Genomic DNA, 22,889 nt, shown 5'->3' on the forward strand with positions numbered 1-22,889 from the left:
GGAGATTATGGGCGAAAGCCGGCCCGAGACAAAACCCTTTCAGCTATGCTCGCAGGATGATCCTCTTCCCCGACTTGCTCAACCTGCCCCGACAGTTGCGCCATCCCGAAGTGCGCGACCTGGCCTGGGTCATCCTCGCGCCACCGATGCTGGAAGAGACGCCATGGCCGCAACGCCACCCCTTGGCCGGCAGCGACTGGGTGCGGGCGCCGGAGCGGCTGGAGCACTGGTTGCACGAACTGGACCGCGATCCCGTCGCGCTGCAGGACTGGCTGGTCCGCGGGGCGAGCCGGCGCCTGGGGCTGTATTACGAGCGGTTGTGGCAGTTCGCCGTGCAACAGGCGCCCGGGATCGAGTTGATCGGCGCCAACCTGCCGATCCGCCGCGCGGGCCACACCCTCGGCGAACTGGACCTGCTGTTGCGCGATCGCGATGGCGTGCATCACCTGGAACTGGCGATCAAGCTGTACCTCGGTCCGCAGCAAGGCGGTGGCGAAGATCCGGCGCAATGGCTGGGCCCGGGTTGCCATGACCGGCTCGACCGCAAACTGGCGCACCTGAGCCAGCACCAATTGCCGATTTCCGCCCGACCGGAGAGCCGCGAGGCCCTGGCGGCGCTGGATATCCATCAGTTCAGCGCGCAGTTGTGGCTGGGTGGTTACCTGCTGTATCCGTGGCCCGGAACCGCGTGTCCGCCGCGTGGCGCTCACCCACGACACCTGCATGGACGTTGGCTGCATCAGCGCGACTGGCCGGACTTTATCAAGCGCAGCCCGGCGGGACGCTGGCAACCCCTGCCCCGCCATGCCTGGCTGGCGCCGGCGCACTACACCGAAGCGGATGCCTGGCCGCGGGAACGCCTGGACCAATGGCTGGAAGAACTGGACCCGCATGCGCCGGCACAGTTGCTGGTGCGTTTGACCCGGAATGAGCAAGGCGACTGGGAAGAGGCCGAGCGCTTGTTCCTGGTGGCCGATCTCTGGCCGAATGTGCCGGGTACCGGTTAACCCTGTGTGGGACAGATCTACAATTGACCGATCCGCTGCAAATGCGCGGCATCGATCTCCGCCGGCGACAACGCCAGCAATGCCCGACAGCGCCGTTCGATCTGCGTCACCGTGGCCCTGAACGCCGCCATCACCGCCGCTTCATCGCCCGCCACATGGGACGGATCCTCCAACCCCCAGTGCGCCTTGAGCGCCGGACCGAAATACACCGGGCACGGCTCCCCCGCCGCCTTGTCGCATACCGTGATAACGATATCCGGCACCGCCTCGGCAAACACCTCGGAACCTTTGCTGGAAAGCCCTTCGCTGGCGATCCCCAGCTGTTCCAGCGTTTTCAGGCTCAGCGGATGCACCTGGCCGGACGGAAAACTGCCGGCGCTCACCGCGCGCCAGCCGGCTGGCGCCAGGTGGTTGAACACCGCCTCGGAGAGAATGCTGCGGCAACTGTTGGCCGTGCACATGAACAGGACTTTCATCACAACGCTCCTCGTCAAACCAGCGACAAACGCAAGGCCAGGGCCGCCAGGGTCACCAGCAGCACCGGCAGGGTCAGGACAATCCCGACCTTGAAGTAATAGCCCCAGCCGATGCGGATATCCTTGCGCTCCAGCACGTGCAGCCAGAGCAAGGTGGCCAGGCTGCCGATGGGGGTGATTTTCGGGCCCAGGTCGCTGCCGATGACGTTGGCGTAGATCATCGCGTCCTTCACTACACCGCTGGCCTGGCTGGCGTCGATCGACAAGGCGCCGATCAGCACCGTCGGCAGGTTGTTCATCACCGAGGACAGGAACGCGCTCAGCAGCCCGGCGCCCATGGCCGCGCCCCAGATCCCGTAGCGGGCGAAATGGTCCAGCCAACCGGCCAGGTAAGTGGTCAGCCCGGCATTGCGCAGGCCGTAGACCACCAGGTACATACCCAGGGAGAAAATCACGATCTGCCACGGCGCCTCTCGCAGCACCCTGCGGGTCGAGATCTTGTGACCCCGGGCGGCGATCCCCAGCAACAATGCGGCGCAGGCCGCCGAAATCGCGCTGATGGGAATCCCCAGCGGCTCCAGGGCAAAGCAGCCCACCAGCAGGATGACCAGCACCCACCAGCCGGCGATGAAGGTGGCCTTGTCGTGGATCGCGCTGGCGGGCAGTTCCAACTGCTGCGGGTCGTAGTCACGGGGAATGTCCCGGCGGAAGAACCACAGCAGCACCAACAGGGTCGCGGCCACGCTGACCAGGTTCACCGGCAGCATCACCGAGGCATAGGCATTGAAGCCGATCTTGAAATAGTCGGCCGAGACGATGTTCACCAGGTTCGAGACCACCAGCGGCAGGCTCGCGGTGTCGGCGATAAAACCGGCGGCCATGACGAACGCCAGGGTCGCCGCCTTGGAAAAGCGCAGGGCCAGGAGCATGGCGATGACAATCGGCGTGAGGATCAGCGCCGCGCCATCGTTGGCGAACAATGCCGAGACCAGCGCCCCCAGCAGCACGAAAGCGGCAAACAGTTTGCGACCGCTGCCGCGCCCCCAACGCGCCACATGCAACGCCGCCCAGGCAAAGAAGCCGGCCTCGTCAAGCAACAGGCTGATGATGATCAGGGCGATAAAGGTGCCGGTGGCATTCCAGATGATATCCCAGACCAGCGGGATATCAGCCAGATGGACCACGCCGCAGAGCAAGGCCAGCAGCGCGCCCAGGCAGGCGCTCCAGCCGACGCCCAGGCCCTTGGGCTGCCAGATCACCAGGGTAATGGTCAGTAGGAAAATCAACGCGGCAATCAACATGCACAACAACCTTCAAGGTTAGCAAGAGGGACGGCAAAGGCTCAGCAGCAACGCGCCGGCCGCTCGTTCATGGCCAGCAGCCGCTGGATATCGGCGGCCAGCCAGGGTTCGTTGGCCCGCAGGGTACCCTGCAACAACGTCAAGACCCATTCGGGCAGCCCAGGGTGCAGGCGATAAAACACCCACTGCCCCTGGCGCCGATCGGCCAGCAGCCCGCCCTGGCGCAACTGCGCCAGGTGGCGGGAGATTTTTGGTTGGCTCAACTCCAGGGCGACGGTCAATTCGCACACGCAGAGTTCACCTTCACGCGCCACCAGCAGCACGATCTGGCTACGGGTTTCGTCCGCCAGACATTTGAAGAGTTCCACGGGGGAGGAAAAACCGGACATCACGACGCACCAGAACATATGGAAATCCAAATATATGGATAGTCATATATGAAAGCAAGTCCCAGTCACGAACAACAGGAAGAGAAACCCTGACTTGCGGCAGACAAACCGCTGAAAAAAACATTAAAGTGTTGGCACTCCGTCGCTCAAGAATGGAGGTTCCAGCCCTGATGACCCGAGGAACACGTTATGCCCTGGAAGAACACCGACAGCCGCTATAGCAGCATGTCGATCGCATTGCACTGGTTGATGCTCGTATTGCTGGCGGTGGTCTACGCCTGCATCGAGTTTCGCGGAATTTTCCCCAAAGGCAGCGGTGGTCGCACCTTGATCGTCGAGGCGCACTACATGTTCGGCCTGACCGTGTTCGTGCTCGTCTGGCTGCGTTTGCTCGCGCGCACTCTCGGCGTGGCGCCGAAGATCACCCCCGCGCCGCCGGCCTGGCAGATGCTGGTCTCGAAGCTGATGCACTGGGCACTGTACCTGTTCATGATCGCTACGCCGATCCTCGGCTGGCTGCTCGTCAGCGCGCAAGGGCATTCGGTGATGTTCTACGGCATTGAACTGCCGGCGCTGATGGGCGAGGACGCAGCGTATGCCAAACAGGTCAAGGAGTGGCATGAACTGATCGCCAGCACCGGATACTGGCTGATCGGCCTGCATGCCCTGGCCGGGCTGTTTCATCACTACTTCGTGCGGGATAACACCCTGTTGCGCATGTTGCCCAAGCGTAATGCCTGAACCCGGCCCCTGTAGGAGCAGTAAATGGGGTTACGGGGCAAAACCCCGGCGCCCCTGCAAACCGCCGGTATGCACGAACACCAGTCGCGTGCCCGGCGCGAACCGCCCGGCGCTCACCCGCTCCCATAGCGCCAGCAAGGCCTTGCCGGTATACAGCGGCTCCAGCGGCACGCCACCTTGCTGCTCGCTGCGGGCGATAAAATCCTGCAACTGCGGATCGACCTTGGCAAAACCGCCACGGCTGGCGTCGATCAGTTCAAAAGCCGAACCAACCGCCCCACCCTCCTCCAGGATCGTCGCGACCAGGGACGCCACGCCATGATCGGCCGGCACCGCCAGGGCACCGTACACCGGTCGCTGTCCGGCCTCGGCCAAGACCAGCCCGGCCAGGGTCGTGCCGGTTCCGGCAGCCAGCCACCAGCCGTGATAGTCATCCCAGCCGAGTGCCGGCAACTGCTCGCGCACACTGCCCGGCAAGACCGCGCAACCGCGCGCGCCCTTCAGGCCACCACCACCCTCCGGCACACCGTGCAGATGCGGGTAACGCCGGCGCCATGGCGCCCAGAAGTCCGGCGCATGGCGCGCCCGATAACCGCCATAGCCAAGCCAGTGCAGTTCCATCCCGAAATCCAGGAGGTCACGAACGGTAGGGGTTTGCACCGGATGGCCGCGCAACAGGCCGACGCAGGGGAAGCCGAAACGCTTGCCCGCCGCCGCCAGGGCGTGAAGATGATTGGAATGTGCGCCACCCAGGCTGATCAGGCCCTCGGCCCCGAGCTGCCGGGCCGCCGCCAGATGCTCGGTGAGCTTGAACCACTTGTTGCCGCTGATCAGCGGATCGATCAGGTCGAGACGTAGCACGGCCACCTCGACTCCGGCCCGGGCCAGCCAGTCCAGGTTCAGCGGTTCGAGGGGGGCGTGAGGGTGCCAGTCGATACAGGCCAGCATCGCGGAGCGATCCGTTTGGAGGGGGCCGGCAGTTTATCAGCTCAAGCCCTGTAGCGTTTTCAAGAGCCCCCCCCAGAAAACTACAACTCAGCCGCCAACCGCGAGCCCTGGTTGATCGCCCGCTTGGCATCCAGCTCCGCCGCCACGTCCGCGCCACCGATCAGGTGCACCGTCTGCCCAGCCGCGAGCAGCCCGTCCTGCAACTCACGCAGCGGGTCCTGCCCGGCGCAGATCACCACGTTGTCCACCGCCAGCAACTGCGGCTCGCCAGCGCCGATACGGATGTGCAGGCCCGCATCGTCGATCTTCAGATATTCGACGCTGTTGAGCATCTGCACCCGCTTGTTCTTCAACCCGGTGCGATGAATCCAGCCAGTGGTCTTGCCCAGGCCATCGCCAACCTTGGAGGCCTTGCGCTGCAACAGGAACACTTCACGGGCCGGCGCATGGGGCTCGGCCTTGATCCCGGCCACCCCACCCCGCGCCTCCAGACGGGGATCGATGCCCCACTCCTTCCAGAACGCCTCGCGATCCAGGCTGGTAGCCACGCCTTCATGCACCAGGAACTCGGAAACGTCGAAGCCGATGCCACCAGCACCGATCACCGCGACCTTGTGACCCACCGCCTTGCGCTCCAGCAACACATCCAGGTAACTCAGCACCTTGGGGTGGTCGATGCCGGGAATCGCCGGCAGCCGAGGCGCGATGCCCGTGGCGAGGATGATCGTGTCATAGCCGCCGGCCACCAGTTGCGCTACATCCACTCGCGTCTCGAGGCAGACCTCGACATGGCTGGTTTGCAGCTTGCGCTTGAAGTAACGCAGGGTCTCGAAGAACTCCTCCTTGCCCGGCACGCGCTTGGCGACATTGAACTGGCCACCGATTTCACTGGCCGAATCGAACAACGTCACCTGGTGCCCGCGCTCGGCCGCCACGGTGGCCGCCGACAGACCGGCGGGGCCGGCGCCGACCACGGCGATTTTCTTCACCTGTGTGACCGGCAGATAATTCAGCTCGGTCTCGTGGCAGGCCCGCGGGTTGACCAGGCAGGAGGTCAACTTGCCGCCAAAAGTATGGTCCAGGCAGGCCTGGTTGCAGCCGATGCAGGTATTGATTTCGTCGGCACGCCCCTCTGCCGCCTTGTTGACGAACTCCGGGTCGGCCAGGAACGGTCGCGCCATGGAGACCATGTCGGCATCGCCGGCGGCGAGGATCTGCTCGGCCACTTCCGGGGTGTTGATCCGGTTGGTGGTGATCAGCGGAATGCCCACCGAGCCACGCAACTTGGCGGTAACCTTGCTGAACGCGGCACGTGGCACCTTGGTGGCAATCGTCGGGATACGCGCCTCGTGCCAGCCAATGCCGGTATTGATGATCGTCGCGCCAGCCTGCTCTATGGCCTTGGCCAATTGCACGATTTCTTCCCAGGAGCTGCCGCCCTCCACCAGGTCGAGCATCGACAGGCGGAAAATGATGATGAAGTCCGGGCCCACCGCCTCGCGCACCCGGCTTACGATCTCCACCGGCAAACGCATGCGGTTCGCGTAGCTGCCGCCCCAACGGTCGGTGCGATGGTTGGTGTGGGCCGCGAGGAACTGGTTGATGAAGTAACCTTCCGAACCCATGATTTCGACGCCGTCATACCCGGCACTCCGGGCCAGGGTCGAGCAGGTCACGAAGTCGGCAATCTGTTTCTCGATACCGGCCTCATCCAGCTCCTTGGGTTTGAACGGGTTGATCGGGGCCTGGATCGCACTGGGCGCCACTTGTTTCGGACTGTAGGCATAACGCCCGGCGTGCAGGATCTGCAAGCAGATCTTGCCGCCGGCCGCATGCACCGCTTGGGTGACGATACGATGCTGATCAGCCTCGGCCTGGGTGGTCAGCCGAGCCGCGCCGGAATACACGCCACCCTCTTCGTTGGGAGCGATACCGCCGGTCACCATCAGGCCGACACCGCCACGGGCGCGCTCGGCGAAGTAGGCGGCCATGCGCTCGAAACCGCCGGTTTTTTCTTCAAGACCGGTGTGCATCGAGCCCATCAGGGTACGGTTGCGCAACGTGGTGAAACCCAGGTCGAGCGGGGCCAGCAGATGCGGGTATCGGGCGGCGGTCATAGAAACTCCACAATGGGCAAGATCACGGAATGCGGGAAGCTCTGCGGCTCCCGTCAATGGTATGACTGGCACATTAAAGAGGCCCTGGGCGGGGCTCAATGACCGAAACTTACAACTTATTGATCCAAATGTGCAGCGTCCCCGTTCAGGGGACGCTGCAGTTGCGCTCACTCACCACGATCAGGCGAACAATACCTGCACATTTTTCATGGCGTCATCGGCAAAACCCTGCAGGAATGCCTCAAAGGCCGGGACGTCCTCCTTGCCTCCGGTGTAAGGCTCGCCAATGATGGTCCAGGTCGCCTGGCTCTGATTAGCGCCGTGGGGGACTACCTCCATCACGGCCCAGAGGTTGCCAATGTTCAGTGAGGTGTAAATAAGCGACCAGGTCATGGTCATGCGCTCATCATCGTGGGTATTGAGTTGCTCAATGACCACATTGCCGTCCTTGAAAAGCTTCTTGCGCACCGATCGCACGCCCACGCCAGTCATTTCGATATGGGACAAGGCTGGGATAAATTTCGCGAAACCGCCAAAATCACCCACGACGCTCCACACGCTGCGAGGATCGGCATTGACGGTAACGCTCGCGACGATGGGGTTGCCGACTGGGTTGCGGACCAGGGTATCGGGTTCAAAGTGTTGCATGAAGGAGCTCCTTATGGGATCAGATAAAATCGATTTGCTTGAGGTAATCACAGCCTTTTTGTAGCAGCGCACTGTTCTTCGCCGGGTAATCCTCACCCATGCTCCGAATGCCCGAGAGCGCATTGCGGTACTCGATCATCGAGATGTCTCCGATGTCTTCCTCGAAACCGTTGAGGTAGAAACCCACCACGCCGAATAACGCGTTGTCACTGTCGATGCACGACAGCCGTTGTTGCCATTGAGTGACCGGTACCATCTCGAAGTCGTGGCCGGCTGCGCGGAAGGCTTCCAGGTAGTGGGTCCACGTCAGCGGCAGCGGATTGTGCAGGTTGAACACCGCTCTGGACTGGTTATGGCGACTGGCGTGAAAGGCGATAAAGCGCGCGAGGAAATCCACCGGCATCAAGTCGAAGTTGAGAGCCAGCTCAGGCACTTCCTTCAGCTGTAAAGAGCCCTTGAGCATCAGCATCAAACGGTTCTGATGAGGCTGACAGACCCCGGTGCGGGTGTTGAACGCAATGTTTCCCGGGCGATAGAGATTGACCCAGACACCCGACTCACTCGCATTCCACAAGATGCGCTCGGCCACCCATTTCGAGAGGTTATAGCCATTGCGAATGTAGATCGGGGGCGTGAATGCGGGAGGCTGCTCCAGCACCCGCCCCTCTTCATCCACCGTGCTCGATGCCGACAATGTGGAAATGAAGTTGAAAATCTTCTTGCTGCGGCCCTCGCACAATTGCAGGCATTCCAGCACGGGAGCGACGTTGTCCTTGACCAACGACTCGTAGTCGAGCACGTGGTTCACGTTGGCCGCGTTGTAGATCAACACACCATACTCACGATCGAGCCAGTCATAGTCGGCGTCGGACAAACCAAGGCGTGGCTTGCTGATATCAGCTGCCAGCACCTTGACCCGGCTCAGGTCAAGGTTTTCAAGACGGTTCTCGATAAGGGCATGCTCAAAGCGCTGCTGGGCACTCATCCCCCCCGACTCGCGGACCAGGCAGGCCACCTCGGTGCTGCCCAGCTCCAACAGTGCCTCGACAATGTGCACGCCGAGAAAGCCGTTGGAACCGGTCACGATCACTTTGTGTACATTCCCCAGGCGGCTGATGGGCAGTACATCCAGCTCGGGCCGAATCTTCGCATCCTGCAGAGCCTGCGGGCTGACCGTGGCAGTGGCCTCAATATCCTGATCGACCAGGTTAGCCAGGTTTATCAGGGTCGGTTGTTCGATAAACCGGTTGATCGATACCCCTTTGCCAAAGGCCTCGCGAATCCCCATGAGCATTTGCGACAGCAGAATGGAATGGCCGCCCAAGTTGAAGAAGCTGTCATCCACGGAGATATCCAGCGCCGGCAAATCCAGCAGTTGGGCCCATAGCGCCAGCAGTTGCTGTTGTGTAGGGTTCTGCGGTTCTTTTCGTGGCCCCTGGGTCTTGTAGCTGACCGGCATGTCTTTCAAGACCTTACGGTCGACTTTGCCATTCGTCGTAGCCGGCAACTGGTCCAGTAAACAGTAGGCGCTGGGGCGCATGTAATCGGGAAGATGATTGAGCGCGTAGGCCTGCAACTGTTCACTGGCCTGCTGAGCATCGCCGTGGTGAGGCTGGGCGAAAAATGCCAGGATGCGTCGTTGGCTATCAATCACCACCGCCAACTGACGGAACAGTTGACTGGCCTGCAAAAGATGCTCGATCTCTTCAGGCTCCACGCGAAAGCCGCGGATTTTCACCTGATTATCGATGCGGCCAATGATCTGGATACCTTCATCCGTCCAACGCGCCAGATCGCCTGTACGGTAAAGACGCACGGGCTGACCATCAGGCAGCTCATGCTGGCGATAGCGCTCCGCGCTCATCTGCTCGGCGTTGAGATAACCGGCACCCACGCCAGGGCCAGCGATATGGATCTCGCCGCTGTCGCTTTGTCGTACCGGCTGACCCTGCTCGTCCAACAGATAAATCGCCGTATTGGCGATGGGCACACCGAGGTTGCGGTTGCTGTCGCCGTGTTGGAAGGTACGGCAAGTGGCCAGGATCGTGGTCTCGGTAGGACCATAGATATTGTGCAGCGCACAGTTCCCGACCAATTGCTCAATCACGTGGGGCTCACAGACATCACCACCCGTGACCAAATGCTGCATGCCAAACAGCGACTCGAGCTGGATGATACTCAGCAACGCCGGAGGCAAGAACGCATGGGTGACCTGCTCTTGCCTGATCAGCTCGGCCAGCGCGACCGGATCGCGGCGCTGATCTTCGGTTGGCACTATCAGCTCGGCGCCTTGGATCAAGGTCGGGAAGATATCCAGCAACGATGCATCAAAGTTGATGGTGGAAAACTGCAACGCGCGGCTGTGTTCATCCAGTTGCACATAACGGGCATACCAGGCGCAGAAGTGGCTCAGGTTGTCGACCGTCAGCAACACGCCTTTGGGTTGCCCGGTGGTACCCGATGTATAGATCGCGACACAGGGTGCCGTGCCCATCACCTCCGTCCGCAGCAAGCTCTGGTGGGGGGCCAGTGCAACACGGTTGTAACCCTGCGCACCATGGTGAAAGAAATCCAGGTGACTGATGTCCAGGGTAGCCAACCCCGGCAGCGGGCTGCCAGCTTCTGAATCCTGGATCAGCAGGCTGGCACCAGCGTGTTTCAGTATCGCCGCGCGCCGCTCGGCAGGATGAGTCGGATCCAAGGGCAAATAAACCGCGCCACAGCCGATCACGGCCAGAATAGCGGCATACAGCGCGGTACTTTTGGGCAACGAGATGCCGACCACCGCAGGCCCGGAAGTGGGTACCTGAAGCAGAGGCTGCAGGCGCTCTTGAATGGCCACGCTATAGGCATGCAACTGCGCATACGACATGCCACGCCCATCCACCTTCAAGGCGTTGCGTTCGGCATTGGCCAGCAGGCTTTCGGCCAGGCGCTGGACGAATGGCCGCTTGGCCTCTTCCAATACCACCGCGCTGAAGGTCGCATTATGTCGATGCTGCCACGCCAGACGATCAAGCTGGCTCAAGCTCGACAACGTATCGGGAGCACTGGCCGGGGTGTGCTGCTCATCAAAGTAGCTGATGCTGCGAGAGTAGCGGCCGATGTGCAGGCTGGCCATTTCCACAATCTGCTCGATGGCCTGGTGGCTTGAATCGGCACCGTTGCCGGCGGCATCGCCGACGACTTCGACACACCTCAAGGCCATCCAGTCGCGAGGGTCTGTACGCCCCAGGCAGTGCAGGTGCAAGGGTGCGGCGAGATCACTGAAATCGTCGGACTGCACGCGCAAAGACAGCTGCGGACAAGACGGGTAATGCAGGGAGCACGCCAGGCTGGCGTCATCCACCAGCAAGTCAGGCGTCGGTAACTGGCAATGATCAATAGCTTCTACACTGGTCAGCAGGTGCGCCGTGTGACCCATCTGCTCCAGCTCTTGCGTCAAGCGGGCGAGCGCATGGCTGCGCCCGCACAGAATGATTTCAAGATGTCTCATTGAAGTTCTCCTCTAGCGCAGATAATCGGCAAGCGCTTCCTGCATGCAGGGGGCATCAAGCATGCCGCTGTGTTTGAAGAATCGGATGATGTTGCCTACCAGCGGATGGCTGGGCGTGATCGGAAAACTCATGCCCTCAACCTCCTCTCGCAGCGCCGCCTTGACGGACGAGCTAACCGGCAGTTGATTGATCAATGCGAAATCAAACCCTTGCTGGATCTCGTTCGTCAGATACTCGCCCAGGAATACCGGCATGATCGAGGCCAGTGAGCGCCGGTCCTGCTCACTCGCAGCGCTCCAGTAGATACGCGTCAACTTGGCCCAGAAACCCGAGTGACGACCTTCGTCAGCCAAGTGATCGGCCATCAAGCCCTTGACCGAAGCTTTGACCGAATCATCCCTGGCAAAGGCCGCGACATCATTGGTCAGGGTGTTTTCCGCGACGGCGACGCAGATCAGTTCGACGGCCGCCTTGAGATGATCGGGCGCCAACGCCAGCGCCTTGGGAATCGAGCGACTGAGCTCGATCTCCGTCGGCAGTTCAATGGGCTCGATGGCGGTCAACTCGATGGTCTGCTGCATATAGTCCATCGCCACCAGCGCGTGATAATCTTCATCGACAACTACGGTCATTGCGTCATACCGACAGGCAAACGGGAAGCGGATCGCAAAGTTATCCTTTGCGATACTTCTGGCCGTCTTATCGACAATTTCAGTTTCGAAAATCACCACATCGTTGATAAATTTGTACAGGCTCTGGACCAACACAAAATGCTGCAAGTGGGCACATTCGCGAATAAACGTCGCGCACATCACCAGCGGTTGACGGCTGATTGGAAATATCAGCCGCCCATCATCTTCCAATCGTCGCCTAGGGCGGGTACGGATAGTCGCCCGCTCCTCCCACACTTCCGAAAAAGATTGATACTCTTCGGCTCTCATGAATCATTCCCTTTCTTCATGCAGGTTAGTAATAATGCACTTCAAACAAAAGACAGCCATTTTCCGAACTAAAGGGACCATGTTCGGTATGCGCCGCCCTGAAGAAGTAACTGCCGTCACGGTAGGTTCTCTCGGCACGGTCCTTACTGGCTAATTCCGTTTGATCGCCCTCAATCAAATACACTTCTTCATGGTAGTCATGGGTATAGATCTCACGGGTGCCGCCTCCTGGGTTAAAACGCACCAAGCGTGTACGAATACCGGTCTTGGTGGTCGCGTCCAGGGTGTCCTTGAACACCGTGAGGGTGATACTCCGCTCGGATTCAACCTTCAGCCACTGGGCCTGGTCGGCTTCGATTATTTCGAACTTCATGCCACACACTCACTGACCTTCTCCTGCATGGCTTGACGCAGGTTGTCCCACAACGCCAAACGGCTTTGCACGGCGGCGATGGCCGCGGTGTAGACCTCTTGCTGACGCTGGGCATCGCCATTGACCAAGCGAGCAAGCAGACTTTCCGCCGCCGGGCCGTGGTCTTCGGAATCGACTTCGATATGGCGTTGCAAGTAGTAACGGAACGTCGGCGCATCGCCGGCAGTGATGCCCCAGTCATCAAGAATTCGCTGAAACATCTCTGGAATAACGCTTTCACGCCCGTGCAGGAAGGCTGCGGCCACGCCGTGTGTCGAGGCATTCAGCGCGGTTTCGATGGTATCGGTGACGAATGCGGAGGCCGCCAAACCAGCTCCGCAGCGCGTCAGCGCAGTTTGCAAATCAACACCTTCACGCATCAACTTGACGAAAAACTCGATCTTGTCGGTGCTGGCCCCAACTTCCCGCATGGCATGCAAGTACAGTTCGAAATGGCTGTAGTGACCCCCTTGCAGATTCTGATCCGACTCCTCACCGAGGATGATTTCATTGATCAGATGCGCGGCGGCTGGGTCCATCGGCGGCAGCCAGGGCAAGCGCGTACAGGTCAGGTCCTGTTGCAGGCGCTTGGCCAGGGACATGAAATCCCATACGGCAAATACGTGGGTCTCCATAAAGGCCTGCAATACCGGCAGGGAGTTTATTTCAGAAAAAATTCGGTGCCTGCCAAGTTCAGCTTTCTTCTTATCCAATAACGCCTTCATATCTTCCATCTTGCTCTCCCTATCAAGCTTAAGTTATACCCTGCGTTTCCGGCCCGTGCGCCTGATCCAGGCACAAGCAGACCCCGCTCGCCAATTCCGGCCAGGGCTGAATGATGCATTAGTTGATTACACGGATACGCCCTACCAACTCCAGAGGTAAGTTGGCAAAGCGAGAGGAAACTTAGAGCAAAAGGCGCTGGCCAAGCAAGTGCTTTTTAGAAAATTAATACTAAATATTTTTCAGATTAAAAAACAAAACACAAAAAAGCCCGAACAAAGTTAATTCCATTAACTTCATCAGGCAATAGCCGTCCGCCACCCTTAACAAGGATGCAGACGACCCAGTATGTAGTTGCTTAAAAAAGCAATTTAATAAAGACAGATGTGGGCGGCTTCCCCTTTCACCATGCAAGATCCCTCTTATTGATTGACGATTAACCGCGAGCCACCCGCGGCGTTCCTGACTTTTTAGCCCTTCGATTGCTGACGTAACGCCAGGGCGGCCAATCCGCACACAATCAAGGCGACACACGAAAGGTAAAACGCATCGCTGTAAGCCATCAGATACGCCTCGCGGCGCACGGTGTGGATAAGCCCCTCAAGTACTTGCTGTTGAGCAGGCAGCAATTGGTTGAAAACAAACGCTTCGCTGTCCGCCATGCTGCTACGCAGGCGCTCCTGGAGCGACGGAGAAAACAAGGTGATGGATTCCCCTACTCGCTCGGAATGAAAGCGTTCGCGTATGGCGACGATCTGCGTCAGGCCAGCAGTGCCTACGGCACCGCCGAGGTTGCGCAGCATGGAGAACAGCGCAGAGGCAGAACCCGCCTCATTTTTAGCCAGTCCGGAAACCGCCAGCACCGAGAGCGCCACCATGATCAGCGGTTGTCCGATGCCTCGAACCACGGTGGATGGAATGATCACGTTGGCCGCACTGTCGACGTCCAGGTGCGCGCCGAGATAGCAACCCAGCGCCATGATGAAAAAGCCGCAGGCAACCATGACTTTCGGGTTGAGCCACTTCATCAGGCGCGGCATGAACGGCGCCAGGACCAACTGCACCATGCCGTAGGCAATCAGGCTGATCCCGATCTCTCGGGCGTTATACCCCTGTAGCTGGGAGAGGTAATTGGGGACCAGGAACACCAGGCCGAAGGTGGCCCCGCCGAAAATGAACATGGCAACGCTGGCGACACCAAAATTGTAGCTTTTAAGCAAGCGCAAATTGATGAAGGAACGACTGCCATAAAGCTGTGACAGCACGAAATACACCAGGGCCACGGCGGCGGCCAGCGACATCCCGACGATGAAGTCAGAGCCAAACCAATCCTTGCGCCCGCCTTCTTCGAGCACGATCTGCAAGCCGCCCAGGCCGACAATCATGGCGGCAATACCGCCCCAGTCCCCGCGTTTGAGCAAGTTCAATTGCATGGGTTTGGCATCAATCGACCACGCGACGGCCATCAGCAAAAGCACGCCTGGCGCCAGTTGCAGATAGAAGATCCAGCGCCAGGAATAGGCATCGGTCAACCAACCGCCAATGGACGGCCCCGCGGCCTGGGCCACGCTGTTGGACAGGGAGAACAGTGCCATGCCCATGGCGATCTTGCTGGGAGGCAGCTCGGTGATAATCAATTGGAACGACAAGGGGATCAACACCGCGCCGGCGGCGCCCTGGATGACCCGGATAATGATCATCACCTCCAGGTTCGGCGCCCAGGAGCAGGCGATGGAGGCCAGCAAAAATACAAAGGACCCCACCAGCATCACGCGGCGCAGGGAGAACACCTGTACCAACCAGGCGGTCAGCGGGATCATGACGATTTCAGCCACCAGATAAGCAGTCGATATCCATGATCCCTCCTCGAAGGTCGCGCCCAACGATCCTTCGATTTCCGGCAGCGCGGCGCTCGTCACGTGAACGTTCATGCCCGCCATGAAACAGCCGAACAGCCCCCCGATCACCGCAACCCATGCGCGAAAGGAGACCGTCTTTTCATCGGCGTCAGTCATGCGTATCGCCCTGTCCATTGCGACGGGTATCGACCGTCGTGAGCACGGACATGCCCGGCAAAACAGGAGCACCCTCATCGTGTTGATCAATCATGATCTTCACCGGAAAACGCTGCACGATCTTGGTGAAGTTGCCCGTGGCATTGTCCGAAGGCAGCAAGGCGAACACCGCGCCGGAACCTGGCGAGAAACTGACCACATGACCTTTGAGCTTGCGCCCCGAATAGCTGTCGACACTGATAGCCACCGCCTGACCGGCACGCATATCCCGCAGTTGGGTTTCCTTGTAGTTGGCCACTACGTAGGCCTGCTGCAGCGGCACCACCGCGAGCAGCGGCAACCCCGGGGCCACATATTGCCGGGTACGCACCTTGCGCTGGCCTACGACCCCGTCAATGGGAGCGCGGATCAGCGTGTCCTCCAGGGCATTGCTGGCCAGTGCCAATTGGGCCCGGGCCCGATCGCGCTGGGCAATCTGTTGCTTGAGGGAGGCTTCGGCCAATTGCCGACGGGACAAGGCTACGTTCAGCCGGGTGTCCTGCTGACGCTGCATGGCCTGGGAAATTTCCACTGCCGCATTGGCCTGGGTGTAACTGGCGGTGGCGCTTTCCAGGCGCTGGGCACTGGCGGCGTGCTCGCGGGCCAGGCCTTCGTAACGTTGCCGGTCGAGGCCGGCGCGACGCAGCTCGGCACGCGCACTACGGGTCTGTGCGTCAGCCTGGGCGAGGCCCGCCCGCTGTTGGGCAATCAGACTGTCGGTGACCTGCAGGTTGACCTGTTGTGCAACCACCGCGGCCTCGGTCTCGGCCAGTTCGGCGCGAGCCTGATCCAGTCGGGCCTGATAGTCACGGTCCTCGATGCGTACCAGCACGTCCCCCGCCTTCACCGGCTGGTCATCCTCCACCAGCACCTGAGCAACATAGCCGGACACCCGCGCACTGATGGGAATCCAATCCGCGCGCACATAGGCATCATCGGTCTGTTCCAGATATCGACCGACGCTCATCCAGTAAACCCCGAACGCCAAGGCGCCGACCAACAGCACGCCGCCGCCCAACAGGATCAGATTCCTTTTACGGCGCTGCTTGCGATCATGCATGAGCTGCTGGACCACGCTCTCCTGCTCGCTCTGGAACGCGGTTTTTTCATCAACGGCAATATTCATGGCTGGGTACCGGAAAAGGTGACAGAAGCATGCGAGGACGCATCGACAGAGGTCTCGGAGGAGGCAGACTGCCAACCACCGCCGAGGGCTCGAAACAGGGCGATCTGGCGCTGCAACAATTGGCCATCCGCGTCGGCGCGGGTGGCTTGCAGGCGAATCAGTTGACGCTCGCTGTCCAGCACATCAAGGAAGTCGATCGAGCCGGCGTCGTAATTGAGCTGGGCCAGCTTGAAGGCCTTGCGGCTACCGTCCAGGGCCTGACTCAAGGCCGCGTGGCGCTGACGCTCACCGTCATACAAGGCCAGGGCCTGCCGCACTTCCTTGAGCGCCTTGAGCACGCTGGCTTCAAATTGCGCCACTTCGCCCCGCTCCAGCGCCTGGGCTTGGTTGACCCGTGCGCGATTGGCTTGCCAATTGGGAAATTGCCAGGTGATCAACGGGCCGATGCCGAACATCACCGCACTACTGTGCCCCAGCTCATTCAGCGCATGACTGGACGAGGACAGCGAACCGCCAAAGGTCACCTTCGGGTACAAATCCGCCTGAACGATATCCACCTGCAGCGAGGCCGCCTGCAATACCCGCTCGGCTTGGCGAATATCCGGGCGACGCGCCAACAACCGCCAGCCATCCCCCACCGGCAACTCGGCATTGAGCTGCGGTACGGCTTCACAGGCCGCGGCCGCGGGGTCCTGCTTCAGGTCGGTAACACCGGTCAACATCGCCAGCTCGTACAACGCTACCTGCCGACGCGCTTCGAGCATCGGCAACAAGGCCAGGGTTTCCCCCTGCAGCACCTGCATCCGGGTGTATTCCAGATCAGTCACCAACCCGGCCCGGCGCTGTCGGTCGATCAGCGCAAGGCTTTGCGCAACGACGTCCAGAGAGTCGCGCTGGACCTTGGCTCGCGCGCCCAAGGCACAGGCATTCACATAGGCGCGGGTGGTTTGTGCGGCGACGGTGACGCGCAGCAGATCTTCCGCATCCTGCGCGGCGGCGGCCTGGACCCGGGCGCGTTCGATGCTGTGCTGAACCTGGCCCCAGATATCCACCTGATAGGCCAGTTCAAAGCCGGGATTGAACTGCCACTGCGAGGGGGCATGGCTATCGGTAGCCTTGGCCAGCGTCTGGTCATCGGCAGATTTGCCGTAAGTGGCGCCGAGTGATGCCTGAGTGGATGGCCAGCGCTCGGCGTCGGCCTGCGTGATCCCGGCCAGCATCGATTGGACATGGGCCTGGGCCGTCGCCAGATCCCGGTTATGGAGCAATGCCTGCTCCACCAGGCGGTCAAGTCTGGGGTCGTTGTACAACCGCCACCATCGTTCGGGCAGCGCTTGGGCGGACACGCCTTGAGGCAAGCTGCTCAGGGGGTTGATGCGCGCCAGATGCGGTTGTGCCGGCTGATGGGTGATCCATGTGGAGCAGCCGGTCAAAAGAATGGCCGCCATGCCCAAGAGCGGAATATGGCCGTGCCACGCGGTAAAAAAGGGCGAGCGCATCGCAAGCATCCAGAGTTCTGAGTAGAGACGCAGGTTATGGGAGCGGCCACTCCCGCTTCTCCTGAGTTCCAGACAACCATCGTTTCGATTAGGACAACTGAACAATCTGCCTTTGAAAACCGTGGGGCTCAGCCTCCAAGCCGCCAAACCACAGACATGCCGAGGCATGGTCGCCCGTAAGGGTCGACCATGCTCGGCAAGGACTATTGGATTTCAAGGAAGGAGCTAGACCGAACGGCAATTGCTCGGGGTGTAACCCATGGTGCGCTTGAACATCGCGGTGAATGCACTGGGGCTTTGGTAACCATGCTCCAGCGCCACTTCCAGAATCGACGCGCCAGAAGCCAATCGCTGCAGACTGAGCAGCAACCGCGTGCGTTTGCGCCACTCGCTGTAGCTCATGCCCAGTTCTTTCTGGAACAAGCGAGCCAGGGTCCGTGAACTCATGTTCAGTTGCCCTGCCCAACTTTCCAGCTTCGACTCCTGGGAGGGATTGTCGATAAAGTCGGCACAGAGCGACTTCAGTCGAGGCTCGGCAGGGATAGGTACATGAGCCATTACCGGCTGCGCCCTGGCGAGCTCCGAGAAAATCAGATCGACGATCTGTGCATGGCGCAATCGAGCACCTTCATCATTGAGCTCACCCGCGGCCGCCACGATCAACTCACGCAACAGTGGCGACACCTTGATAACCTGGCATTCTTCCGCCAGGGCGCTGTGGGCACCCGGGGTAATCAGTAACGTGCGCATACGGACGTCGCCCGTCATACGGACCTGATGTTCCCTACCCGAAGGTACCCAGAGCGCATGCCCGGAAGGCACGATCCAGGTCGTGCCAGCTACCGAGACCAGCATCACGCCGTCAATGGCATGCACCAGTTGCCCCTCGGTATGCCGATGCGAAGCAACTATGTCGCCATGACAGTAGTTACCGGCCAGCGCGGCCAGGGCTGTGTGCGCGTTCATCTCAGGACGGCACCGCTGTGCTCAGCACGTTCAACAGCCCAAGGCGCGACGCGCGATTGACTGCGCTGGTCAGCGCCTTGAGGGAAGCCAGCAAGCTGCTGCCGTCACGCGCCGCACCAAACAGCAACTGGTTGCCCACGCGAATCTCGACATAGGCCAGTGCCTCCGCTTGCGCGCCATCGCGGGTAGAGTGCTCGTGATAATCCGCGATATCGAAGATCAGGCCACGATGGGCAAAGGCATCGACCAGCGCCGCCAACGGACCGTTGCCCTCACCGCTCAGGTCGATCCTGTCCCTGCCGGCATGCAGCGTTCCCTCCAGGTAGGTCACATCACCTTCGCTGACCAATTTAGGCTGCGCCAGCGTGTAGGGATTCCCCTGATCCAGGTAGTGCTGGGTAAAACACGCCAGTATCATCTCGCCACTGATCTCCTGACCCGAACCGTCCGCCTCCTGCTGGACCAAGCTGCTGAACTCCATCTGCAACCGGCGCGGCATGACAATACCCTGCTGCTCAAGCAGATAGGCAACCCCGCCTTTACCCGATTGGCTGTTGACGCGTATCACCGCCTCGTAGCTGCGCCCCATATCGGCGGGGTCAATCGGCAGGTAAGGAACTTCCCAGAAGCCGTCAGGGTTGGCCTGGCGCGCGGCAAAACCTTTCTTGATCGCATCTTGGTGCGAACCTGAAAATGCGGTGAACACCAGCTCACCCGCATAGGGATGACGAGGATGAGTAGGCAGTTGATTACAGTGCTCTACTTCGCGCTGTACGTGAATGATGTCCGAAAAATCAAGCTGCGGGTCTATGCCGCTGGTGTAGAGATTCATCGCCAAGGTCAGGATATCGACGTTGCCGGTTCGCTCGCCATTACCGAACAGGGTGCCTTCCACGCGCTCGGCACCGGCCAGGCACGCTTGCTCGGCGGTGGCGACACCGGTGCCCCGGTCATTATGCGGATGAACACTGATGACAACGCTGTCACGGCGACTGAAATGTCGACAGAACCATTCAATCTGATCGGCAAAGACATTCGCGGTAGACACTTCGACCGTGGTCGGCAGATTCAGGATCATCTTGTTGTCCGGGGTAGGCGCAAAGACGTCCGTCACCGCCTCACAGATTTCCAGGCCGAAATCCAACTCGGTGAAGCAAAAGGTTTCAGGGGAATACTGGAAGGTCCACTGCGTGCCTGGATTGTTCTCCATGTGACGCTTGATCTCTCGAGTCGCCTGCGTGGCGATCTCGATGCAACCCGCACGGTCGACGCCAAACACCACATCACGAAACACCGGCGCCGTGGCGTTGTAGACATGCACAATGGCACGCGGAACCCCTTTTAGCGCTTCGAAAGTCCGCTCGATGAGATGGCTGCGAGCCTGAGTCATGACCTGAATGGTGACATCGTCGGGAATCGCGTTACTGTCAATCAGCTCGCGAACGTAGTCGAAATCGGTTTGCGATGCGGCCGGAAAGCCCACTTCTATTTCCTTGAAACCGACCTTGACCAACAGCTCGAAGAACCGGCGCTTGCGCTCCGCATTCATGGGCTCAATCAACGCCTGATTGCCATCACGCATATCAACGCTACACCAGGTAGGCGCCGCTTTCTGGACAAGATTGGGCCATTGGCGGTCCGCCAGGTCCACGGTGGCGAAGTGTCGATATTTGCTGGAAGGATCCTTGAGCATCATGGTGTTTCTCCTTTTTATTTAGAACCGTTTCGTCCGCGGCCGGCCAAGGGGGCTTTGCACCACCGACCTTTGGATCCAATGCTAGTCGAACATAGCTTGATACAAATTGCGAAATCAGATCCGAAAGATAAAAAAAAACACTGAAAACACCAATTACAGGCGATTTTTTGGTTTTTACTCCTACTGGAGTCCGATCAAGACCATCTTGGACGCGTGGCAAGCGGACTTACCTACCTTGGCTAAACCTTCCAGTCCATCGTCAACAGACACACCCTCGGCAATGGGCGCGAAAACGGCTGTGGATCATCAGCCCCTCGCATCTTTTGCCTGAACCCAAGAACGTACAAGCAAATCCCTGGGCGGCTGATTATCGTTACTAAACGGGCTAGGGCCCCACTAGCAGGTAGGGGTCCCAAGCGAGGTAACGGTAAAGGATGTCAGGTCAGGAGCCAGCGAAAATGGAATCAGCAATGCCTCGCAAACGCGCCGCGATCATCGGATCGGGAAGCATAGGGATAGATTTGATGTACAAGGCGATGCGTTCTCATCATCTCGATCTGAGAATGGTGATAGGGCGCAGTCCCAATAGCGACGGTCTGGCCAGGGCCCGCGAATTGGGCATTGCAACCTCAGCCGAGGGGATTGAGTTTTTGGCCGAGCACGGCGATGAGCTCGACATTGTTTTCGATGCGACCTCCGCGCAATCTCACCGGATCAACGACCAGGTGTTTCGCAAGGCCAACCTGTTTGCGATAGACATGACGCCCGCGAAGATCGGGGCGATCTGCGTACCGTCGATCAATCTGGACAGCATGGCCAACGAGCGCAACGTGAATCTGATCACTTGTGGCGGCCAGGCAAGCATCCCATTGGCCTATGCGATCGCTCAGTCTTTCCAGTCCCTGGAATATATCGAAGTCGCCTCGACCATCGCGTCAAACAGCGCCGGTCTGGCGACCCGAGAAAACATCAATCAGTACATTTTGACCACCGAACAAGCCTTGCGGCATTTCAGCGGCGCTGGCATGACCAAGGCGGTTCTGAATATCAACCCGGCCAAACCTGGCATCGACATGCAGACGACAGTGTTCGCCAAGGGCAACTATGAATGCATCGAGAAAGTTCGGGCGAGTGTCAGGCAGATGGTTGCTCGCGTTCAACAATATGTTCCCGGCTACCAGATGGTCCTGGAGCCCATCGAATCGAAGGGCCACCTGACCATGAGCGTGACTGTGCGAGGTAGCGGTGATTACCTGCCGGCCTACGCTGGCAACCTGGACATTATCAATTGTGCCGCCATTGCTGTCGCCGAACTCCATTCTGCTTGCTGGGAGCGGACCGCCGCATGATTACCATTACTGACTGCACTTTGCGCGATGGCAACCATGCCGTGCGACACCAGCTTTCAATAGACCAGATCCGTCAATATGCCGAGCAGGCGGATGCCGCCGGCATCGACATCATTGAAGTGGGCCATGGCAACGGACTCGGCGGCTCTTCGGCGCTGTTGGGGATCAGCAGCGTTAATGACCAGAAAATGCTCGAGACAGCCAGATCAGCGATCCGGCATGGGCGGCTGGGTGTTCATTTCATTCCCGGCTTGGGCAAATCGACAGACCTCGAGCTTGCCATCGATATGGGTGTCGATGTCTTCCGGATCGCCTCTCATTGCACCGAAGCCAACATCACCGCGCCTTATATCGAGTCCGTCAAAAACCAGGGCAAGACCGTTTATGGCGTCCTGATGATGAGCCACATGGCCGAACCGGAAGTGCTCGCCGAACAAGCCTCGCTCATGGCGAGCTACGGCGCCGATGCAATCATTCTCATGGATAGCGCAGGTTACCTTACCCCTGACGATGTGCGCTGGCGGATCCAGGCGATTCAGCAGTTGACCGATACGAAACTGGGTTTTCATGCCCACAATAATCTGGGCATGGCTGTGGCGAACTCAATCGCCGCGGTTGAGGAAGGCGCCGAACTGCTGGACGCCTGCATCAAAGGCTTTGGCGCGGGCGCCGGTAATACTCAACTCGAGACCCTGATTGCAGTGCTCAATCGCCTGGGGTATCGGACGCAGTGTTCATTTGAAGCGGCCGCCAGCCTGGCGCGCTCCTCGGAACACTATCTGGATTGCCTGACTCCGCACATTGGGGCTGCCAATATCGCCAGTGGCATTCATGGCCTGTTCTCCGGTTTTGCACCGCATATAAAACGCGCGGCGGAGCAATTCAAAGTGGACGAATTTCAACTCTATCAACTACTGGGTCAACGCAAGTTAGTGGCTGGACAGGAAGACATCATCATCGAGACCGCGGCCAGACTCTCCACCACCAACTGACTCCACT

Annotated in this window: 19 protein-coding genes; 4 read left to right on the forward strand and 15 right to left on the reverse strand. The window is 59.8% G+C overall.

Going from position 1 to position 22,889, the window contains the following annotated elements; all coding sequences use genetic code 11:
• Positions 1-56 precede the first annotated feature (56 nt).
• On the forward strand, positions 57-1,007 hold the full coding sequence (locus PFEN_RS18840; protein ID WP_191488313.1) for a DUF1853 family protein: 951 nt from the start codon (positions 57-59) through the stop codon (positions 1,005-1,007).
• A gap of 17 nt (positions 1,008-1,024) precedes the next feature.
• Here PFEN_RS18840 and PFEN_RS18845 read toward each other — a convergent pair whose 3' ends face one another.
• The 3 genes from PFEN_RS18845 to PFEN_RS18855 are packed head-to-tail and all read right to left on the reverse strand — an operon-like array spanning position 1,025 to position 3,173.
• On the reverse strand, positions 1,025-1,483 hold the full coding sequence (locus PFEN_RS18845) for an arsenate reductase ArsC (protein WP_191488314.1): 459 nt from the start codon (positions 1,481-1,483) through the stop codon (positions 1,025-1,027).
• Positions 1,484-1,497: 14 nt separating this feature from the next.
• Positions 1,498-2,784 (reverse strand): arsenic transporter, encoded by a 1,287-nt coding sequence (locus PFEN_RS18850; RefSeq protein WP_191488315.1) that lies wholly within the window; start codon positions 2,782-2,784, stop codon positions 1,498-1,500.
• A 41-nt stretch (positions 2,785-2,825) separates the two neighbouring features.
• Positions 2,826-3,173 (reverse strand): metalloregulator ArsR/SmtB family transcription factor, encoded by a 348-nt coding sequence (locus tag PFEN_RS18855; protein ID WP_191488339.1) that lies wholly within the window; start codon positions 3,171-3,173, stop codon positions 2,826-2,828.
• A gap of 189 nt (positions 3,174-3,362) precedes the next feature.
• Here PFEN_RS18855 and PFEN_RS18860 point away from each other — a divergent pair, with 189 nt between their 5' ends.
• On the forward strand, positions 3,363-3,914 hold the full coding sequence (locus tag PFEN_RS18860; protein ID WP_191488316.1) for a cytochrome b: 552 nt from the start codon (positions 3,363-3,365) through the stop codon (positions 3,912-3,914).
• Positions 3,915-3,944: 30 nt separating this feature from the next.
• Here PFEN_RS18860 and PFEN_RS18865 read toward each other — a convergent pair whose 3' ends face one another.
• The 12 genes from PFEN_RS18865 to leuA form a co-directional block, all read right to left on the reverse strand.
• Complete coding sequence (locus PFEN_RS18865; RefSeq protein ID WP_191488317.1) at positions 3,945-4,862, reverse strand: 1-aminocyclopropane-1-carboxylate deaminase/D-cysteine desulfhydrase; 918 nt, start codon at positions 4,860-4,862, stop codon at positions 3,945-3,947.
• Positions 4,863-4,942: 80 nt separating this feature from the next.
• Positions 4,943-6,979 carry an NADPH-dependent 2,4-dienoyl-CoA reductase gene (locus PFEN_RS18870; RefSeq protein WP_191488318.1) on the reverse strand — a complete coding sequence of 679 codons (2,037 nt, stop codon included), beginning with the start codon at positions 6,977-6,979 and terminating at the stop codon, positions 4,943-4,945.
• A gap of 180 nt (positions 6,980-7,159) precedes the next feature.
• Positions 7,160-7,627 carry an SRPBCC family protein gene (locus PFEN_RS18875; RefSeq protein ID WP_191488319.1) on the reverse strand — a complete coding sequence of 156 codons (468 nt, stop codon included), beginning with the start codon at positions 7,625-7,627 and terminating at the stop codon, positions 7,160-7,162.
• Between the two features lie 19 nt (positions 7,628-7,646).
• The gene (locus PFEN_RS18880; RefSeq protein ID WP_191488320.1) at positions 7,647-11,123 is read right to left on the reverse strand and encodes an amino acid adenylation domain-containing protein; all 3,477 of its coding nucleotides are present in this window, start codon (positions 11,121-11,123) and stop codon (positions 7,647-7,649) included.
• A gap of 12 nt (positions 11,124-11,135) precedes the next feature.
• Positions 11,136-12,065, reverse strand: coding sequence for a diiron oxygenase (locus tag PFEN_RS18885; RefSeq protein ID WP_191488321.1), 930 nt, complete (start codon positions 12,063-12,065; stop codon positions 11,136-11,138).
• Between the two features lie 25 nt (positions 12,066-12,090).
• Positions 12,091-12,438 carry a DUF4437 domain-containing protein gene (locus PFEN_RS18890; RefSeq protein ID WP_191488322.1) on the reverse strand — a complete coding sequence of 116 codons (348 nt, stop codon included), beginning with the start codon at positions 12,436-12,438 and terminating at the stop codon, positions 12,091-12,093.
• Positions 12,435-13,211, reverse strand: coding sequence for a DUF3050 domain-containing protein (locus PFEN_RS18895; RefSeq protein WP_191488323.1), 777 nt, complete (start codon positions 13,209-13,211; stop codon positions 12,435-12,437). Before PFEN_RS18895 ends, PFEN_RS18890 begins: the two co-directional genes overlap by 4 nt.
• Positions 13,212-13,670: 459 nt before the next feature.
• On the reverse strand, positions 13,671-15,215 hold the full coding sequence (locus PFEN_RS18900) for an MDR family MFS transporter (protein WP_191488340.1): 1,545 nt from the start codon (positions 15,213-15,215) through the stop codon (positions 13,671-13,673).
• A complete protein-coding gene (locus tag PFEN_RS18905) occupies positions 15,208-16,380 on the reverse strand; it encodes an HlyD family secretion protein (RefSeq protein WP_191488324.1) in 1,173 nt (390 codons plus the stop codon). The genes PFEN_RS18900 and PFEN_RS18905 overlap by 8 nt, the downstream gene beginning before the upstream one ends.
• Positions 16,377-17,879 (reverse strand): efflux transporter outer membrane subunit, encoded by a 1,503-nt coding sequence (locus tag PFEN_RS18910; RefSeq protein ID WP_191488325.1) that lies wholly within the window; start codon positions 17,877-17,879, stop codon positions 16,377-16,379. Before PFEN_RS18910 ends, PFEN_RS18905 begins: the two co-directional genes overlap by 4 nt.
• A 225-nt stretch (positions 17,880-18,104) precedes the next feature.
• On the reverse strand, positions 18,105-18,845 hold the full coding sequence (locus tag PFEN_RS18915) for an AraC family transcriptional regulator (RefSeq protein ID WP_191488326.1): 741 nt from the start codon (positions 18,843-18,845) through the stop codon (positions 18,105-18,107).
• A 1-nt stretch (position 18,846) separates the two neighbouring features.
• Complete coding sequence (gene leuA, locus PFEN_RS18920) at positions 18,847-20,541, reverse strand: 2-isopropylmalate synthase (RefSeq protein WP_191488327.1); 1,695 nt, start codon at positions 20,539-20,541, stop codon at positions 18,847-18,849.
• 470 nt (positions 20,542-21,011) lie between these two features.
• Between leuA and PFEN_RS18925 the strand changes: the two genes are divergently transcribed.
• Positions 21,012-21,890, forward strand: coding sequence for an acetaldehyde dehydrogenase (acetylating) (locus PFEN_RS18925; protein ID WP_224771006.1), 879 nt, complete (start codon positions 21,012-21,014; stop codon positions 21,888-21,890).
• Positions 21,887-22,882, forward strand: coding sequence for a 4-hydroxy-2-oxovalerate aldolase (dmpG, locus tag PFEN_RS18930; RefSeq protein WP_191488329.1), 996 nt, complete (start codon positions 21,887-21,889; stop codon positions 22,880-22,882). Before PFEN_RS18925 ends, dmpG begins: the two co-directional genes overlap by 4 nt.
• The last annotated feature ends 7 nt before the right edge of the window (positions 22,883-22,889 follow it).

This window comes from Pseudomonas sp. FEN, from assembly GCF_904067045.1.
In the GTDB taxonomy this organism is placed as follows: Bacteria; Pseudomonadota; Gammaproteobacteria; order Pseudomonadales; family Pseudomonadaceae; genus Aquipseudomonas.

Excerpts from the sequence above, each read along its gene's own strand:
- PFEN_RS18895 (WP_191488323.1), bottom strand. The coding sequence starts at position 13,211 with ATGGAAGATATGAAGGCGTTATTGGATAAGAAGAAAGCTGAACTTGGC.
- PFEN_RS18870 (WP_191488318.1), bottom strand. The coding sequence starts at position 6,979 with ATGACCGCCGCCCGATACCCGCATCTGCTGGCCCCGCTCGACCTGGGT.
- PFEN_RS18855 (WP_191488339.1), bottom strand. The coding sequence starts at position 3,173 with ATGTCCGGTTTTTCCTCCCCCGTGGAACTCTTCAAATGTCTGGCGGAC.
- PFEN_RS18860 (WP_191488316.1), top strand. The coding sequence starts at position 3,363 with ATGCCCTGGAAGAACACCGACAGCCGCTATAGCAGCATGTCGATCGCA.
- dmpG (WP_191488329.1), top strand. The coding sequence starts at position 21,887 with ATGATTACCATTACTGACTGCACTTTGCGCGATGGCAACCATGCCGTG.
- PFEN_RS18890 (WP_191488322.1), bottom strand. The coding sequence starts at position 12,438 with ATGAAGTTCGAAATAATCGAAGCCGACCAGGCCCAGTGGCTGAAGGTT.
- PFEN_RS18845 (WP_191488314.1), bottom strand. The coding sequence starts at position 1,483 with ATGAAAGTCCTGTTCATGTGCACGGCCAACAGTTGCCGCAGCATTCTC.
- PFEN_RS18910 (WP_191488325.1), bottom strand. The coding sequence starts at position 17,879 with ATGCGCTCGCCCTTTTTTACCGCGTGGCACGGCCATATTCCGCTCTTG.
- PFEN_RS18915 (WP_191488326.1), bottom strand. The coding sequence starts at position 18,845 with ATGAACGCGCACACAGCCCTGGCCGCGCTGGCCGGTAACTACTGTCAT.
- PFEN_RS18865 (WP_191488317.1), bottom strand. The coding sequence starts at position 4,862 with ATGCTGGCCTGTATCGACTGGCACCCTCACGCCCCCCTCGAACCGCTG.
- leuA (WP_191488327.1), bottom strand. The coding sequence starts at position 20,541 with ATGATGCTCAAGGATCCTTCCAGCAAATATCGACACTTCGCCACCGTG.
- PFEN_RS18880 (WP_191488320.1), bottom strand. The coding sequence starts at position 11,123 with ATGAGACATCTTGAAATCATTCTGTGCGGGCGCAGCCATGCGCTCGCC.
- PFEN_RS18900 (WP_191488340.1), bottom strand. The coding sequence starts at position 15,215 with ATGACTGACGCCGATGAAAAGACGGTCTCCTTTCGCGCATGGGTTGCG.
- PFEN_RS18840 (WP_191488313.1), top strand. The coding sequence starts at position 57 with ATGATCCTCTTCCCCGACTTGCTCAACCTGCCCCGACAGTTGCGCCAT.
- PFEN_RS18875 (WP_191488319.1), bottom strand. The coding sequence starts at position 7,627 with ATGCAACACTTTGAACCCGATACCCTGGTCCGCAACCCAGTCGGCAAC.
- PFEN_RS18925 (WP_224771006.1), top strand. The coding sequence starts at position 21,012 with ATGCCTCGCAAACGCGCCGCGATCATCGGATCGGGAAGCATAGGGATA.
- PFEN_RS18850 (WP_191488315.1), bottom strand. The coding sequence starts at position 2,784 with ATGTTGATTGCCGCGTTGATTTTCCTACTGACCATTACCCTGGTGATC.
- PFEN_RS18885 (WP_191488321.1), bottom strand. The coding sequence starts at position 12,065 with ATGAGAGCCGAAGAGTATCAATCTTTTTCGGAAGTGTGGGAGGAGCGG.
- PFEN_RS18905 (WP_191488324.1), bottom strand. The coding sequence starts at position 16,380 with ATGAATATTGCCGTTGATGAAAAAACCGCGTTCCAGAGCGAGCAGGAG.